General features: G+C 38.8%; 12 protein-coding genes. 11 read left to right on the top strand and 1 reads right to left on the bottom strand.

The genetic code is table 11. The features are described 5' to 3' along the window. Positions 1-67: 67 nt before the first annotated feature. The 11 genes from I6J03_RS05890 (at position 68) to I6J03_RS05940 (ending at position 12,456) form a co-directional block, all read left to right on the top strand. Positions 68-1,390, top strand: coding sequence for a hypothetical protein (locus I6J03_RS05890; RefSeq protein WP_003008253.1), 1,323 nt, complete (start codon positions 68-70; stop codon positions 1,388-1,390). 12 nt (positions 1,391-1,402) lie between these two features. Next, entirely contained in the window at positions 1,403-2,005 is a 603-nt protein-coding gene (lptC, locus tag I6J03_RS05895) for an LPS export ABC transporter periplasmic protein LptC (RefSeq protein WP_002997203.1), read from the top strand. Between the two features lie 158 nt (positions 2,006-2,163). After that, positions 2,164-4,275, top strand: a complete 2,112-nt coding sequence (locus I6J03_RS05900; RefSeq protein ID WP_003008255.1) for a peptidylprolyl isomerase — start codon at positions 2,164-2,166, stop codon at positions 4,273-4,275. A gap of 55 nt (positions 4,276-4,330) precedes the next feature. Further along, positions 4,331-4,852, top strand: a complete 522-nt coding sequence (locus I6J03_RS05905; protein WP_003008256.1) for a DUF2480 family protein — start codon at positions 4,331-4,333, stop codon at positions 4,850-4,852. A gap of 38 nt (positions 4,853-4,890) precedes the next feature. Beyond that, on the top strand, positions 4,891-5,682 hold the full coding sequence (locus tag I6J03_RS05910) for a DUF3108 domain-containing protein (RefSeq protein ID WP_003008259.1): 792 nt from the start codon (positions 4,891-4,893) through the stop codon (positions 5,680-5,682). A 4-nt stretch (positions 5,683-5,686) separates the two neighbouring features. Beyond that, a complete protein-coding gene (locus I6J03_RS05915) occupies positions 5,687-6,250 on the top strand; it encodes a DUF3109 family protein (protein ID WP_003008261.1) in 564 nt (187 codons plus the stop codon). Between the two features lie 61 nt (positions 6,251-6,311). After that, positions 6,312-7,283 carry a polyprenyl synthetase family protein gene (locus I6J03_RS05920; RefSeq protein ID WP_201694221.1) on the top strand — a complete coding sequence of 324 codons (972 nt, stop codon included), beginning with the start codon at positions 6,312-6,314 and terminating at the stop codon, positions 7,281-7,283. 2 nt (positions 7,284-7,285) lie between these two features. Next, positions 7,286-8,344, top strand: a complete 1,059-nt coding sequence (locus I6J03_RS05925; RefSeq protein ID WP_002997217.1) for a TerC/Alx family metal homeostasis membrane protein — start codon at positions 7,286-7,288, stop codon at positions 8,342-8,344. 145 nt (positions 8,345-8,489) lie between these two features. Continuing rightward, positions 8,490-9,674, top strand: a complete 1,185-nt coding sequence (locus I6J03_RS05930; RefSeq protein ID WP_003008267.1) for a C1 family peptidase — start codon at positions 8,490-8,492, stop codon at positions 9,672-9,674. A gap of 156 nt (positions 9,675-9,830) precedes the next feature. Continuing rightward, a complete protein-coding gene (locus I6J03_RS05935) occupies positions 9,831-11,030 on the top strand; it encodes a thioredoxin family protein (protein WP_232279740.1) in 1,200 nt (399 codons plus the stop codon). A gap of 193 nt (positions 11,031-11,223) precedes the next feature. Continuing rightward, a complete protein-coding gene (locus I6J03_RS05940; protein ID WP_003008271.1) occupies positions 11,224-12,456 on the top strand; it encodes a thioredoxin family protein in 1,233 nt (410 codons plus the stop codon). 71 nt (positions 12,457-12,527) lie between these two features. Here I6J03_RS05940 and I6J03_RS05945 read toward each other — a convergent pair whose 3' ends face one another. After that, positions 12,528-14,666 carry a prolyl oligopeptidase family serine peptidase gene (locus I6J03_RS05945; protein WP_003008273.1) on the bottom strand — a complete coding sequence of 713 codons (2,139 nt, stop codon included), beginning with the start codon at positions 14,664-14,666 and terminating at the stop codon, positions 12,528-12,530. Positions 14,667-14,704: the final 38 nt, after the last annotated feature.

Below are 14,704 nucleotides of genomic sequence, written 5' to 3' on the forward strand. Positions count from 1 at the left end.
CTCCCGGATTATAGAAAAATATGCAATAGCATAGACGGGAATTGGAGCATCAATATCAATTTTTAACATGCAGAAACACTTTATACAAGGGCTGAAAAAGACAGCTTCGACATTATTTATTGCATTAGGTATCCTGTCTTGCGGCACAGCAGTATATGCTCAGAAGTCGACTTCAGCATCTCCCTATTCCAAATTAGGCATTGGTCAAATGCGCTTAGATCTACTCCCGCAAACCAGAGCAATGGGAGGAATTTCTACAGGTTTGAGATATCTTGGCGGGACAAACACGATGAACATAGCCAATCCGGCTTCATACAGTGGATTTCACCATACAATCTTTGATGCCGGACTCTATGGAAATGTAACCCAGCTGGAAAAAGGAAGTGCTGCAGATAATACTGCAGATTTTGCTTTCAGTCATATCACCATGGGTATTCCTTTGGGTAAAGCAGGTGGTATAGCATTAGGTCTTATGCCTTTTTCAGATGTAGGTTATTCTTACAATAATATCAAAACTCTGGATACCCTGTCTTACAGAAGTACACTTTCAGGTGAAGGAGGTTTGAATAAAGCATTCATCGGATACGGAATAAGTCCTTTCAAAGGTTTCAGCATAGGTGCGAATGTGAGCTATATATTTGGTAACCTGACAGATATCTCTAAAATCGAGTTTCCGTATAGCCTAGGTGCTTATAACACGACACAAAAGAATATCCGCTCATTCTCTGGTGCATCGCTGGACTATGGGGTACAATATTTTAAATCATTAGGCAACAAACTAAACCTGACAGTAGGATACTCAGGTTCCCTGAATAATACAATCAAAGACAAATCAACCATACTCATTACCCGTACACAGCCAAGTCTTTCGGATGTTGAGAATATCGCAACAGATACTTCATACATCAATGAAAAAGGATCCAGAAATATCAATCTTCCTTTGAAGCACAACGTGGGATTTACGCTTGCGAAATCAAACAAATGGCTGGTAGGTGCAGACTTCAAATATGCTGACTGGTCAGATTTTCAGGTAAGACAAGGCGAACAACAACTCGGAAAAAGCTACGGAGTGGCCATAGGTGGTCAATTTACACCTGACCCTTCATCTATCCGCTATCTGAATCTGGTTGATTACCGTATAGGATTCCGATACGATAAGACACAGATGAATATCAATGGTACTGATATCAAAGATATGGCGATCACTTTAGGTATGGGTCTTCCTCTTCCGTCTACACCTTATTCCCGCGCTTTCTCTAAGATCAATGTGTCGGCAGAACTCGGACAGATGGGTACCTTATCAAACAACCTTGTACGTGAGCGTTATATCAATTTCAATATTGGATTTACCCTCAACGACAAGTGGTTTTCACGAAGAAATTATGATTAGTAGCGATTGCTAATGACAGCATTCATTTCTATATTAAAACATACACTGCCCCTATCGATAATATTATGGTTAGGGGCAATCTTATTACACTCCTGCGAGCCCGATCTTAAAGAAGTAGACCGCATCGCCAATATGAAAAAAGGCGAGGCCGTGGATATCTCTTACGGTGTCACGATTACCTATAGCGACTCAGCCCTTGTAAAAGCTGTGCTGACCAGTCCGGAGATGCGCGTACACCATGACACCACCAGTAACTACGAGTTCCCTAAAGGCGTAAAAATTGTGTTTTATGATGCCCTCGGAAAAGAAAGTCAGCAGATTGTATCGGACTATGCGATACAGCGGGAAAAAGAAAAAACAACTACATTCAAAAAAAATGTCGTCATAACCCGGATTGACGGTTCAATCATCAAAACAGAAGAACTTATTTATGATGAAAACTCCGATTCATTCTATAACCACGTGATGATCACAGGTTTTTTCAAAGACGGCAGAGGTAATCTTCAGGGATCATCCTTTACATCAGATGCCGACTTTAAAGATGTCCGGATTCAGAATGCAACGGGTTTATACTACATTCAGGACAACTCTGCATTCCCGTCTTTTGGTAATTAGACGGTGTAAAACATGAAAAGTAGCAGAATAGTTTTCAACAACAATAAAATATTACGCTTTTTTTAGTAAAAGTTGTATCTTGCACCTCGTTTTTAGTGTAGGTGAATTATTAAACTAAAAATCAGCATTTAAACAATAAAAAAGACAGTTTATAAACTATGGGATTAATGACCTTTTTGCGAAACCGTGCGGGTTTGATCGTAACCGTGATCGGTATTGCAATTGTTGCATTTTTGTTAGGAGACGTTGTACGTACTGGAGCACCCTTCTGGGCTAGCACACAGAATCAGGTAGGAAGCGTCAATGGAGAATCAATCAGCTACCCTGATTTCAATGTTCAGGTTGAACAAGCATCAGCAATGTTCCAACAACAAATGGGTGGAGGAAGCCTCACACCGCAAATGAAAAATTATGCCGTTCAGCAAGTATGGAATCAATTTGTAACCAAAGAAATTCTAAAACAGGAAGTTGAAAAAATCGGCTTGTCAGTAGGCAAAGATGAATTGAATGCATTGGTAAATGGTCCAAACCCATCTTATCAGATCGTTCAGGCATTCACAAACCCTCAGACAGGTCAGTTTGACAAAGCACAACTTAACATGTTCCTGAGCAGATTGAAAAGCGAAGGTACACCTGAAATGCAACAACAATGGGAAATGTTACTGGAAGGTGTACGTGACGAGCGTATGGGAACCAAATACACCAACCTGCTTAACAACAGCATTTACGTCACTTCTCTGGAAGCAAATGACGATTATATTCAACGTAACAAGCTTGCAAACTTTAAATATGTATTGTTAGACTACTCTTCTATCAAAGATGCAGATATCAAATTGACAGATGCAGACTACAAAGAGTACTACGATGAAAACAAAAATGCATTCAAAAACCCTGAAGAAACACGCGCTATCGAGTATGTACTTGTAGACGGACGCCCTAATCAAAGAGATACAGCTGCGACATTAGCTGTAGTTCAGAAATTAAAGGCTGATCTTGCTGCATCTACCAATGACTCTTTATTTGCAAGTGTAAATTCAGACACAAAATATCCGTACACCTATCTGAAAAAAGGTCAGGTAAGCCCTGCTCTTGATTCGGTATTGTTCAATGCTCCGGTAGGTGCTACAGTAGGTCCGTTTCTTTCAAATGGCGTATACGAAATCGCTAAAATCAAAGACGCGACTTTCAGCCCTGATTCCGTAAAAGCAAGTCACATCTTATTAAACCCGACTGCAGAAGGTGGTGTTGATAAAGCTAAAGCCAAAGCAGACTCGATTAAGAATCTGATTGCAAAAGGTGAAGCATTCGGTCCATTGGCAATTCAATTCAGCCAGGATGAAGGCAGCAAAGCAAACGGTGGTGATCTGGGAACATTTGGAAGAGGAAGAATGGTTCCTGAATTTGACAAAGCAGTATTTGAAGGCAAGACCGGAGATGTATTGATCGTAAACAGTCAGTTCGGTGTACACATTGTAAAAATCGAAAAACAAGTAGGAAACTCTAAGGTAGTTAAAGCTGCTATTGTAGATAAAGCTATTTCAAGTGGTAAAGAAACAATTGATGCAGCTTATGCAAAAGCTAACAGTTTCTTCTCCGCTTTGGACAAAGATAATTTCAAAGCTGTAGCTACCAAACAAGGATTGAAAGATGCAACGGCAAAACGTGTCACTGCAATGGACAATACTCTGGATGGTAATGAGGTGCCAAGAGAATTGTTGAGATGGGCATTCGAAGCTAAAAAAGGAGACGTAACAGATAAAGTTTATGAAACAGATCATACTTTTATCGTTGCCCGTCTGGCAGATATTCAGCCTAAAGGTATTCTTCCTTTGGAAGCCATCAAAGCAGATATTGAGACTCCGGTAAGAAACCTGGTAAAAGCCAGACAACTGAAAGAAAAAGCAGAAAATGCTTTGAAAGGGGCATCTTCTATCGATCAGGTTGGTCAGAAATTAGGAAAATCTCCGATTCAGGTTGAAAATATTGTATTAGCAAATCCTGTTATCCCGGGAGTAGCATTGGAAAATGCGGTTGTAGGAACTGTATTTGGTTTACAGCCAAACAAACCTTCTACTGCAATCAAAGGCAACCAGGGTGTATACGTGGTACAGGTAAACGGATTTGTAAATCCTAAAAACCAGGTAGCAACGGAGATCAAAGCACAGCAGAAACAGTTGATCGCTTCTAAAGCACAACGTTCGTGGAACTCAATCTTCAAAGCTCTTCAGGATAAAGCTAAGATTGATGACAATCGCATTAGATTCTTTTAGAAGATAATTAAGTAACTTTGTAGCCGGACAGATACTGTCCGGCTTTTTTATTTTTATGATCATGGAAATTCAAGAAAATATCGTTAATAAAGTAGCGCAAAGCGGACTCATAACCTTTGATCTGGCAAGCCTTGCTCCCACAGGAGAGCTCACCGAATATGATATCAAGGATAATCTTTTTCATGGATTGATATTAAAGGAAAAAGACTTTAGAGAATTTATTAAAGAAAAGGACTGGACAACATATACAGACAAACATGTGGCCATCACCTGTTCGACAGATGCCATTATCCCGACATGGGCAATCATGTTATTAGCAAATAAACTTGAACCTTTTGCAAAAACTATTATTTTTGGAACAAAAGAAGAACTGGAAAGCCAGTTATTTCAAGAAAAGTTAGCAACTTTGGATATGTCACAGTTTGTGGATCAGCGTGTTGTTGTAAAAGGCTGTGGTGACGTGCATATTCCGGAGTCAGCATTTGTGACATTTACAGTAAAATTAAGTAAAGTTGCAAAAAGTATTATGTACGGTGAACCATGCTCCACGGTACCGGTTTTCAAGCGAAAGCCTTAATGTAGTTTTTTTAAAATTTGATTGTAGTTAATTGATATATGAAAAGAATCTTTACCTTATTTATTATTGCATTATACTGCATTTCAAATGCACCGGCACAGATGCTCCCGTATTTAAAAGAATCATCCTATCAGGCTGGAGAAAAGCTACAATACAAACTCCGGTACGGCATCGTATCTGCTGCCACAGGTTCCCTGATGGTGTCCGATTCCAAACTTCGGTTCAGTAATCCCAAAACCTTTCAATTGACAGCTTTTGGATCCACATCCGGAGCATTCTCCGTACTCTATACCGTAAAAAACAAGTACAATTCTTATATAGATGGCAGTACATTCCTCCCGTACCTGTATACAGAGGATATTCACGAAGGAAGCTACACCAGACAAGACTACGTAACATTCGATCATAAGAAGCAATCTGCAAAGGGTAAAAAAGGGACTTTCCAAAGCCCGACTCCACAGACCTTCGATTTACTGTCCGCTTATTATTTTTCACGCAATCTGGACCTTTCTAAGCTGAAGATCGGTGATTCATTCAGAATCACTTATTTTCTGAATGATGAAATGGCGTCTCTGGGTATCAAATATCTGGGAGTAGAAGACGTAAAAACCAAGCTCGGCACATTAGAATGTATAAAATTTAGCCCTGAGATAAAACCCGGACGTATTTTTAAGAAAAACAGTCAGTTGTATCTTTGGGTCACAAACGATGGAAATCGTATTCCGGTAAAAGCTGAAGTCGAAATATTAATCGGCTCGATCACCATGGAACTTACCAAAGCTGAAGGTTTGAAATATAAACTAGGTCAACGAGTAAGCTATTCAAAATAACATCATGATAGAAGTAGGAAGTGTCTTGGTACACGAAGATTTGATTGAAAATGATTTTGTTTGCAACCTTTCCAAATGTAAAGGCGCGAGCTGTATAGAAGGAGATTCAGGAGCTCCGCTTAAAGAGAGTGAACTGGCTGTCCTGGCAGAAATATATCCAAAAGTAAAGCCTTACATGACCGAGAAAGGCATCCAGGCTGTCGAAGAACAGGGCACTCATGTCATCGACCTGGACGGAGACCTGACAACAACCTGTGTAGACGGCAATAAAGAGTGTGCCTATGTCACCTGGGAAAACGGAGTAACAAAATGTGCAATTGAAAAAGCATATGAGCAAGGTGAAATCCACTGGAAAAAACCCATTTCATGTCACCTATACCCTATTCGTACAACACACTATCCGGAGTTCGATGTACTGCATTATGACAGATGGCATATCTGTAAAGATGCTTGTTCCTTCGGGAAAGAACTACAGGTTCCTGTGTATAAGTTTTTGAAAGATCCCCTTATCCGTGAGTATGGAGAAACCTGGTATCAGGAATTAGAGAATACTATAGAATCATTATAATCTATTTCTTATCTTTAGACTTCAAAAAAAGTATCCAAATCATGGTTTTTAACCATCATACATGCTAAAGTTAAACGATATACAGAAGCCTATAGCCAATGAACTGGCGGCATTTGAACATAAATTTAAGGCATCCATGCAAAGCTCTGTTCCTTTGCTGGACAGAATTACGCATTATATTGTAAAGCGTAAAGGCAAGCAAATGCGACCTATGTTCGTTTTCTTTTCGGCAGGACTATGCGGATCGATCAACGAATCTACATTTCGGGGAGCTTCACTCGTAGAACTTCTGCATACTGCATCTCTGGTACATGATGATGTAGTGGATAATGCGAATGAAAGGAGAGGATTTTTCTCGGTCAATGCACTATGGAAAAACAAGGTTGCTGTATTGGTCGGTGATTTTTTATTATCAAAGGGACTCTTGCTTTCCGTAGATAATAATGATTTTCATCTTCTTAAAATCGTATCTGAAGCCGTAGAACAGATGAGCGAAGGGGAACTGTTGCAGATTGAGAAAGCACGGAAACTGGATATAGAAGAGTCGGTGTACTTTGAAGTGATCAGACAAAAAACAGCATCTCTCATTGCATCCTGTTGCGCCTGCGGGGCAGCATCTACAGATGTAGATGCAGAAACTGTAAAAAAAATGCATGCTTTCGGTGAGAAAGTAGGCATCGCTTTTCAGATAAAAGATGATCTGTTTGACTTTGGACTGGATGATGTCGGCAAACCTCTCGGAAATGATATTAAAGAGAAAAAAATGACCTTGCCACTTATCTATGCATTGAGCCAGACAGATAAATCGGAGAAAAGACGTATCATTAATCTCGTTAAAAATCATAATGAGGATAATAAGAAAGTAGCCGAAGTAATCGCTTTTGTAAGAAGCAGCGGAGGTCTTGATTATGCTACCGAAAAAATGTTTCAGTATCAGCAGGAAGCATTCGAAATATTAAACTCTTTTCCGGAGGGTATTTACAGAACCGGGCTGGAACAATTGGTAAGATACACTACTGAACGAAAAAAATAAATATGAGTCACGAATTAATGTTTTTTGGAGGATTTATTCTTTTTATTATCCTCATGTTAGCCATTGATTTAGGTTTATTCTCCAAAGGGGACAAACCTATCTCCCTCACCACCGCTGCAGTCATGAGCGTGATATGGGTACTGTTTGCATTAGGCTTTTTCGTTGTATTAAGAATCTGGGGGAATCAGCTCCATGATGTACATGATATTGCAAGGCTGCAGGAAGTCATAGCCAAGCATTATCACAATATCAAAATCAACCCCAATGACCTTGCTGCCAGCTTAAAGATTTACAATAATAACCTCTCATTAGAATACATAACAGGTTATGTCGTAGAATACGCCCTGTCCGTAGACAATATTTTTGTCATGGTTCTGCTCTTCCACTCTTTTGGTATTCCGGAAAAATATTACCATAAAGTATTGGTATGGGGCATCTTAGGCGCCATCATACTACGTTGTATTTTTATTTTCCTCGGAGCTGCACTGATTGCTAAATTTGGATGGATCCTATATGTATTCGGTGCATTCCTGGTGTATACGGGTATAACGATGTATATCAACCGGAATCAGGAAGAAGAGGTGGATCCTCAAAACCATACGGTGGTAAAATTTGCTTCTAAATATTTCAAGGTATACCCTAAAATCGAGCACGGAAATTTCTTTCACTTCGAAAACGGAATACGTTATGTAACGCCATTATTCCTTGTTTTACTGGTGATTGAATTTACAGATCTGATATTTGCAGTAGATTCCATTCCAGCGATCTTTTCAGTAACTAAGGATCCATATATCGTATTTTTCTCCAATATCTTTGCCATATTAGGATTACGCTCTATGTTCTTCCTTTTAGTCAACATTATCCACAAATTCCATTATCTGAAAGTCGGACTGGCCTTCCTTCTGGTCTTTATCGGATTGAAAATGTTGCTGCACAGCTGGTTGGAAAAATTTGGATTTACAACAACTCATTCGCTGATTATTATTATCAGTATACTGGCCATTAGTGTCATAGCCTCGCTCCTCTTTCCGCAGAAGAAAGACGACCCCGCTTTAAAATAATCACAGAAGGCACCTTGAAGGTGCCTTCTGTGATTACCGGATTTTGTGCTCCTGCTATGTTGTAATATTTTTACATTAGATATGAAGCAATTGTCATTAATAAAGTTAAATTCGTGCCTTAAATTATAATATAAAATACAACAATATGAATTGGAATAAATCACTTGTCCTGGCCGCATCATTATTTGTAGCATCCTTTCAGGTACAGGCACAAGACAATTTAATTAATGCTTTAAAAGCAAATCAGAATGATAACAGTAAGGCTGGATTTACTTTTACAGAAGTAATCAACCTGGCTAACACATCTATTAAAGATCAGGGTTCTTCAGGTACCTGTTGGTCGTATTCCGGCAACTCATTCTTAGAATCTGAAATGATACGTATGGGTAAGAAGCCTGTAGAAATCTCTCAGATTTTCAGTGCCAGAAATACCTATCTTGAAAAAGCTAAGACATATGTACGTCTTCATGGAGGATTGTCACTGGGTGAAGGTGGTCAGTTCCATGATGTATTAAATGCCTACCGTAAATACGGAGCACTTCCTCAGGAAGTCTATACAGGCTTACACTACGGATCAAAGCGTAATAATATCGGCGAAATGACCAATATGCTTGACGCTATGTTAGGCACATTTGTGAAAGCAAAGAAACTGACTCCAAACTGGGAGAAAGCATATACTGCAGCTATGGATTCTTACCTGGGAGAAGTGCCTGAAAAATTTGATTATCAGGGCAAGTCATATACACCCAGAACCTTTGCAGATCAGGTAATCGGAATCAATCCGGATGATTACATCGGTCTGGCTTCGGTCACAGATCACCCTTATTACAAACAATTTGTATTATTGATTCCCGACAACTGGTCATTTGACAGATTCTATAATGTTCAAATGAACGATCTGACTACGATTGTTGATAATGCTTTAAAAAACGGATATACAGTTGCCTGGGCAACAGATGTATCTGAAAAAGGATTCAGCTGGAAAAACGGAGTTGCTTATGTTCCGGAGAAAGCTTTTGAAGATATGACTGATGCAGAAAAACAATCGATGTTCGTAGGTCCTCAACCGGAAGCGAAAATCACTCCTGAGCAGAGACAACTTGCATTTGACGATTATACAACTACAGATGATCACGGTATGCACATCGTTGGACTTGTTAAAGATCAAAACGGCAAAGAATACTACATCGTTAAAAACTCATGGGGTGTAACAAACGATTACAAAGGATATTTATATGTGACAAAAGAATTTGTACGTTACAAAACAACATCTTTACTTGTCCATAAAAACGGAATTCAAAAAGAATTGCGATCAAAAATGGGATTCTAACTTCCATTTAGCTTAAATAAGTAAATATCCCGACATATAAAATGTCGGGATATTTTTTTTATATAAACATTATTTTATATATTCATGGTCAATAATAATTAACTGAAAAAAATAAATCTAAATGGTATGCGAGTAAAAAAAATAATAATGCTATTTATGCTATTTCCGATTCTGAGTTTTGCTCAGGAATCAGGAATAAAATTTGAACATAGTCTCAACTGGAGTCAAATCAAAGAAAAAGCGAAAAAAGAAAACAAACATATTTTTGTTGACTGCTTCACGACCTGGTGTGGTCCATGTAAGTATATGTCAAATAATGTTTTCCCACAGGCTAAGGTAGGTGACTTCTTCAACGCTAATTTCATCAATGTTAAAATACAGATGGATCAAACAGAGAATGATAATGAAGAAATAAAAACATGGTATGCAGAAGCTGGTCGATTTGAAAAAGAGTACAATGTCAGAGCTTATCCTACTTTTCTCATTTTTGATCCTAACGGATTATTAGTACATCGTATAGTCGGAGGAGGAGAGGCCGAAGAATTTATAGCAAAAGCAAAAGAAGGGCTTGACCCGTCAACCCAGTATTATCCATTGCTCAGTAAATTTAAAGCAAAACCCGATGATGTTCAGACGGCACACAAACTAGCCATTGCAGCAGAAAATGCTTATGATAAGGAAACATTAAAGAAGACACAAATTGTGATTCTCAACTCTCTTCCTGAACAGGAATTGTTTCAGAAAGAAAATGCAGAAATGTTACTTAAAAGCGTAACTACTTCGGATTCTAAATTCTACCCGTTAATAAAAAACAATATCGGAAAGATAGATGCAATATTAGGAAAAGGCAGCGCAAACAATGTAATATCGACCGTACTGATGAATGAATTAGTAATACCTCTGGTAAAAGAGAATCAAAATATCAACTTAGATGAGTTACAGCAACAGCTTTCCAAAAGCAACCCGGAAGCTGATATGACGGATAAATTTATTCGTTTCAAACCACAGTTCTACTTTAGTAAGAAAGATTGGCCAGCCTTTAGAGATGCAGTAAACACTTATATCAACACTTCTCATGTAACAGCAGATCAGCTCAATTCATTCGCATGGACAATCTTTGAGAATTGTGAAGATAAAGCCTGTATTGAATCAGCACTTGCCTGGAGTAAAAAGTCATTAGAAGAAGATGAGAATGCGGCTTACCTGGATACTTATGCCAATCTTCTTTACAAAAAGGGAAATAAAAATGAGGCCATTATCTCCCAGGAGAAAGCCGTCGCTGCAGCTGATGATGACAGTAAAGCCGAATTACAGTCTAATCTTGATAAAATGCGAAAAGGAGAACCCACCTGGTAACTTAAACAGTTGAGTATAGAATTGATGAATAATTTCGTTACAATGGGTAAATCGAATAGTATTCTAATCCACTTTTAGTCAGAATAAAGAAAGTCTCCGGCATATAATATAGCCGGAGATTTTTTTTTGTATATATTATTTTCTACATTCATTCTGAACTTCAGATCTATTCTGACTACCCAATTTAAACAATATGAAAACGAAAAAGCTAATTATTCTATTTCTTCTGGCTCCGCTTTTGAGTTTTGCTCAAGAATCAGGAATCAAATTCGAACACGGTCTCTCCTGGAATCAAATCAAGGAAAAAGCGAAAAAAGAAAACAAACACATCTTCGTTGATTGTTTTACGACCTGGTGCGGCCCCTGTAAATACATGGCAAACACCATTTTTTCGCAACCTAAAGTCGGAGATTTTTTTAATTCCAACTTTATCAATGCCAAAATACAGATGGATCAGACAAAAGATGACAGCGAGGATATAAAGGCATGGTATGCAGAAGCCAGCAGATTTGAAAAAGAGTACAACGTCAGAGCATATCCAACCTTCCTTATTTTCGATCCGAACGGAACATTAGTACACCGTATCGTAGGTGGCGGAGAGGCAGATGAGTTCATAGCAAAAGCAAAAGAAGGCCTCGATCCTTCAACTCAGTATCATACATTGCTTAGTAAATTTGAAGCAAAACCGGATGATGTGCAGATTGCCCGGAAATTAGCGGTAGCAGCAGAAAATGCTTATGATCAGGAAACATTAAAGAAAGCCCAGATTGCGATTATTAACTCTATGTCTGAACAGGAATTGTTTCAGAAAGAAAATGCAGACATTCTGCTTAAAAGTGCAACTACTCCTGATTCCAAATCTTATCAGTTAATAAAAAACAATATCGCAAAGATAGATGCGGTATTGGGACAAGGAAGTGCAAACAGTACCATGGCAGTGGTATTGATGCGCGAATTGGTATTACCACTTGTAAAGAAGGATGAAAACATCAACCTGGATGATGTACAGCAACAACTTGCCAAAAGCCATCCTGAAGTAGATATGACGGGTATGTTTGTACGTTTCAAACCACAATTCTACTTTAGCAAAAAAGACTGGCCTGCTTTCAAAGATGCTGTAAATACGTATATCAATACTTCTAAAGTTGATGCTAATCAGCTCAATTCCTTTGCATGGACAATATTTGAGAATTGTGAAGATAAAGCCTGTATTGAATCAGCACTTGCCTGGAGTAAAAAGTCACTGGAGGCAGGAGATGAGAATGCAGCTTATCTGGATACTTATGCTAATCTTCTCTACAAAAAGGGAAATAAAGATGAGGCTATTACCACTCAGGAGAAAGCAGTCGCTGCAGCTGATGATGACAGTAAAGCCGAATTACAGGTCAACCTGGACAAAATGCGGAACGGACAGCCTACCTGGTAACAAAGTCCATATAAAATATCAAGGGCCGCCTTTCGGGCGGCCCTTGATATTTTATATCATATTAGAATCTGCTACTTCAAAGTAGTGATTCCCATATTCCACAAGGTAAAGGCAAACTTATCTGCAGTCTCATTGATCACCACATCTGTAGAGCGCCCTGCACCATGGCCTGCCTTTGTCTCAATACGGATTAAGACAGGATTAGCACACTTCTGTTTTGATTGCAACTCTGCCGCAAACTTATAGGAATGTGCAGGTACAACACGATCATCATGATCACCTGTAGTCACTAATGTAGCAGGATAGCATACTCCCTCTTTCACATTGTGTACAGGAGAATACCCTTTCAGATATTCAAACATTTCTTTACTGTCATTAGCGGTTCCATAATCATATCCCCATCCTGCACCCGCAGTAAAGGTATGGTAACGCAACATATCCAGTACACCTACAGCCGGTAATGCTACTTTGGCAACATGCGGGTTGATCGTCATTGTCGCTCCCACTAACAGCCCTCCGTTAGAACCTCCCGATAGTGCGGTATATTCCGGGGAAGTATATTTATTTTGTTGCAGATATTCAGCTGCAGCGATAAAATCATTGAACACATTCAATTTATTAAACTGACGACCGCCATCATGCCATTTTTTACCATATTCACCTCCGCCACGTAAATTCGGAACGGCATATACTCCGCCATTTGCCAGCCATGTTGCAGTAGCAACACTGAATCCCGGAGTCAGACTGATATTAAAGCCTCCGTATCCATATACTATAGTCGGGTTTTTACCGTCCAGCTTCAATCCTTTCTTATGAGTAATGATCATCGGCACTTTCGTTCCGTCTTTGGAGGTATAGAATACCTGCTTAGATTCATATTCATCCGGATTAAATTTAACATTAGGTTTAATATAAAGCTCCGATTTACCGGACTCTACATTAAATTTGAAACTGGATGATGGTGTGATATAATTTGAAAAGCTGAAATAAATATCTTTTTCTTTTTTCTTTCCGCCAAATCCGGAAGCCGTACCGACTCCAGGCAGTTCGATCGCACGGACTTTTTTCCCTTCATACGTATACTGCTCCACAACAGAGATCGCGTCTTTCAGATAATTGGCAAAAATATAGCCTCCACCTGTTGAAATACTCAATACATTTTCTGTTTCCGGAATAACAGTTTTCCAGTTAGCTGCTGTTGGATTTTTACTATCTACTTTTACTAACTTATTATTCGGTGCATCCAGATTAGTTTTCAGAAAAAATACATCCCCGATATTGTCTATAATAGAAGTATTGGAATTGAAATCACCTACAACAGTTTTGATTGTTGATTTCGGATCGGACAGATCTTTAAAATAAAGCTCATTTCCTGTGGTGGTATTTGCAGCTGTAATGATCAAAAATCTTTCGTCATCTGTCAGATAGGCTCCCACATAACGTCTCGGTGTTTCACTTCCGCCAAAGATCAATTTATCAGAAGACTGTGCAGTACCCAGTTTGTGATAATATAATTTATGCTGATCTGTCTTTTCAGACAATTCCGAACCTTTTGGTTTGTCATAGCTGGAATAGTAAAATCCGTCATTTCCTTTCCAGGCAACTCCGGAAAATTTAACATCGATAAGCGTCTCCCCTACCGTTGACTTGTCATTTGTATTCAGAACGATTACTTTTCTCCAGTCAGAACCACCTTCAGAGATAGAATAGGCCATAAGACTACCGTCTTTTGAAAAACTCACATCAGATAAAGATGTAGATCCGTCTTTCGAAAATGTATTAGGATCAAGGAAAACTTCTTCTTTACCTTTATCTCCTTTTTTACGATACAGAACAGAATGTTGCTGCAATCCGTCATTTTTATAGAAATAAGTATATGCCCCTTCTACAAATGGTGTGCTTACTTTCTCATAATTCCATATATCTGTCAATTGTTTTTTCAGTTCATCCCGGTAAGGAATTGCATTCAAATAATCAAAAGTTGTTTTATTCTGACTTAATACCCATTCTTTTGTTTCAGCAGAACGGTCATCTTCTAACCAACGGTAAGGATCTGCAACCTTAACACCAAAAAAATCATCGCTTACATTACCCTTTTGTGTTGAAGGGTAAGCTTTTACCTGAGGCCCGGTCTGCCCCGAAACATGCTGTTGCTGTAATGCGGTCATACTTAACACCATTAAGATCAATCCTAATTTCTTGTTCATCATAAATTTGCTTATACATTAATGCTATTACCACAAATCTA

Source organism: Sphingobacterium spiritivorum (assembly GCF_016724845.1).
Lineage (GTDB): Bacteria > Bacteroidota > Bacteroidia > Sphingobacteriales > Sphingobacteriaceae > Sphingobacterium > Sphingobacterium spiritivorum_A.

Bases quoted from the DNA above. Each gene is read 5' to 3' on its own strand.
- I6J03_RS05890 (WP_003008253.1), top strand. From the start codon at position 68: ATGCAGAAACACTTTATACAAGGGCTGAAAAAGACAGCTTCGACATTA.
- lptC (WP_002997203.1), top strand. From the start codon at position 1,403: ATGACAGCATTCATTTCTATATTAAAACATACACTGCCCCTATCGATA.
- I6J03_RS05900 (WP_003008255.1), top strand. From the start codon at position 2,164: ATGGGATTAATGACCTTTTTGCGAAACCGTGCGGGTTTGATCGTAACC.
- I6J03_RS05905 (WP_003008256.1), top strand. From the start codon at position 4,331: ATGATCATGGAAATTCAAGAAAATATCGTTAATAAAGTAGCGCAAAGC.
- I6J03_RS05910 (WP_003008259.1), top strand. From the start codon at position 4,891: ATGAAAAGAATCTTTACCTTATTTATTATTGCATTATACTGCATTTCA.
- I6J03_RS05915 (WP_003008261.1), top strand. From the start codon at position 5,687: ATGATAGAAGTAGGAAGTGTCTTGGTACACGAAGATTTGATTGAAAAT.
- I6J03_RS05920 (WP_201694221.1), top strand. From the start codon at position 6,312: ATGCTAAAGTTAAACGATATACAGAAGCCTATAGCCAATGAACTGGCG.
- I6J03_RS05925 (WP_002997217.1), top strand. From the start codon at position 7,286: ATGAGTCACGAATTAATGTTTTTTGGAGGATTTATTCTTTTTATTATC.
- I6J03_RS05930 (WP_003008267.1), top strand. From the start codon at position 8,490: ATGAATTGGAATAAATCACTTGTCCTGGCCGCATCATTATTTGTAGCA.
- I6J03_RS05935 (WP_232279740.1), top strand. From the start codon at position 9,831: ATGCTATTTCCGATTCTGAGTTTTGCTCAGGAATCAGGAATAAAATTT.
- I6J03_RS05940 (WP_003008271.1), top strand. From the start codon at position 11,224: ATGAAAACGAAAAAGCTAATTATTCTATTTCTTCTGGCTCCGCTTTTG.
- I6J03_RS05945 (WP_003008273.1), bottom strand. From the start codon at position 14,666: ATGATGAACAAGAAATTAGGATTGATCTTAATGGTGTTAAGTATGACC.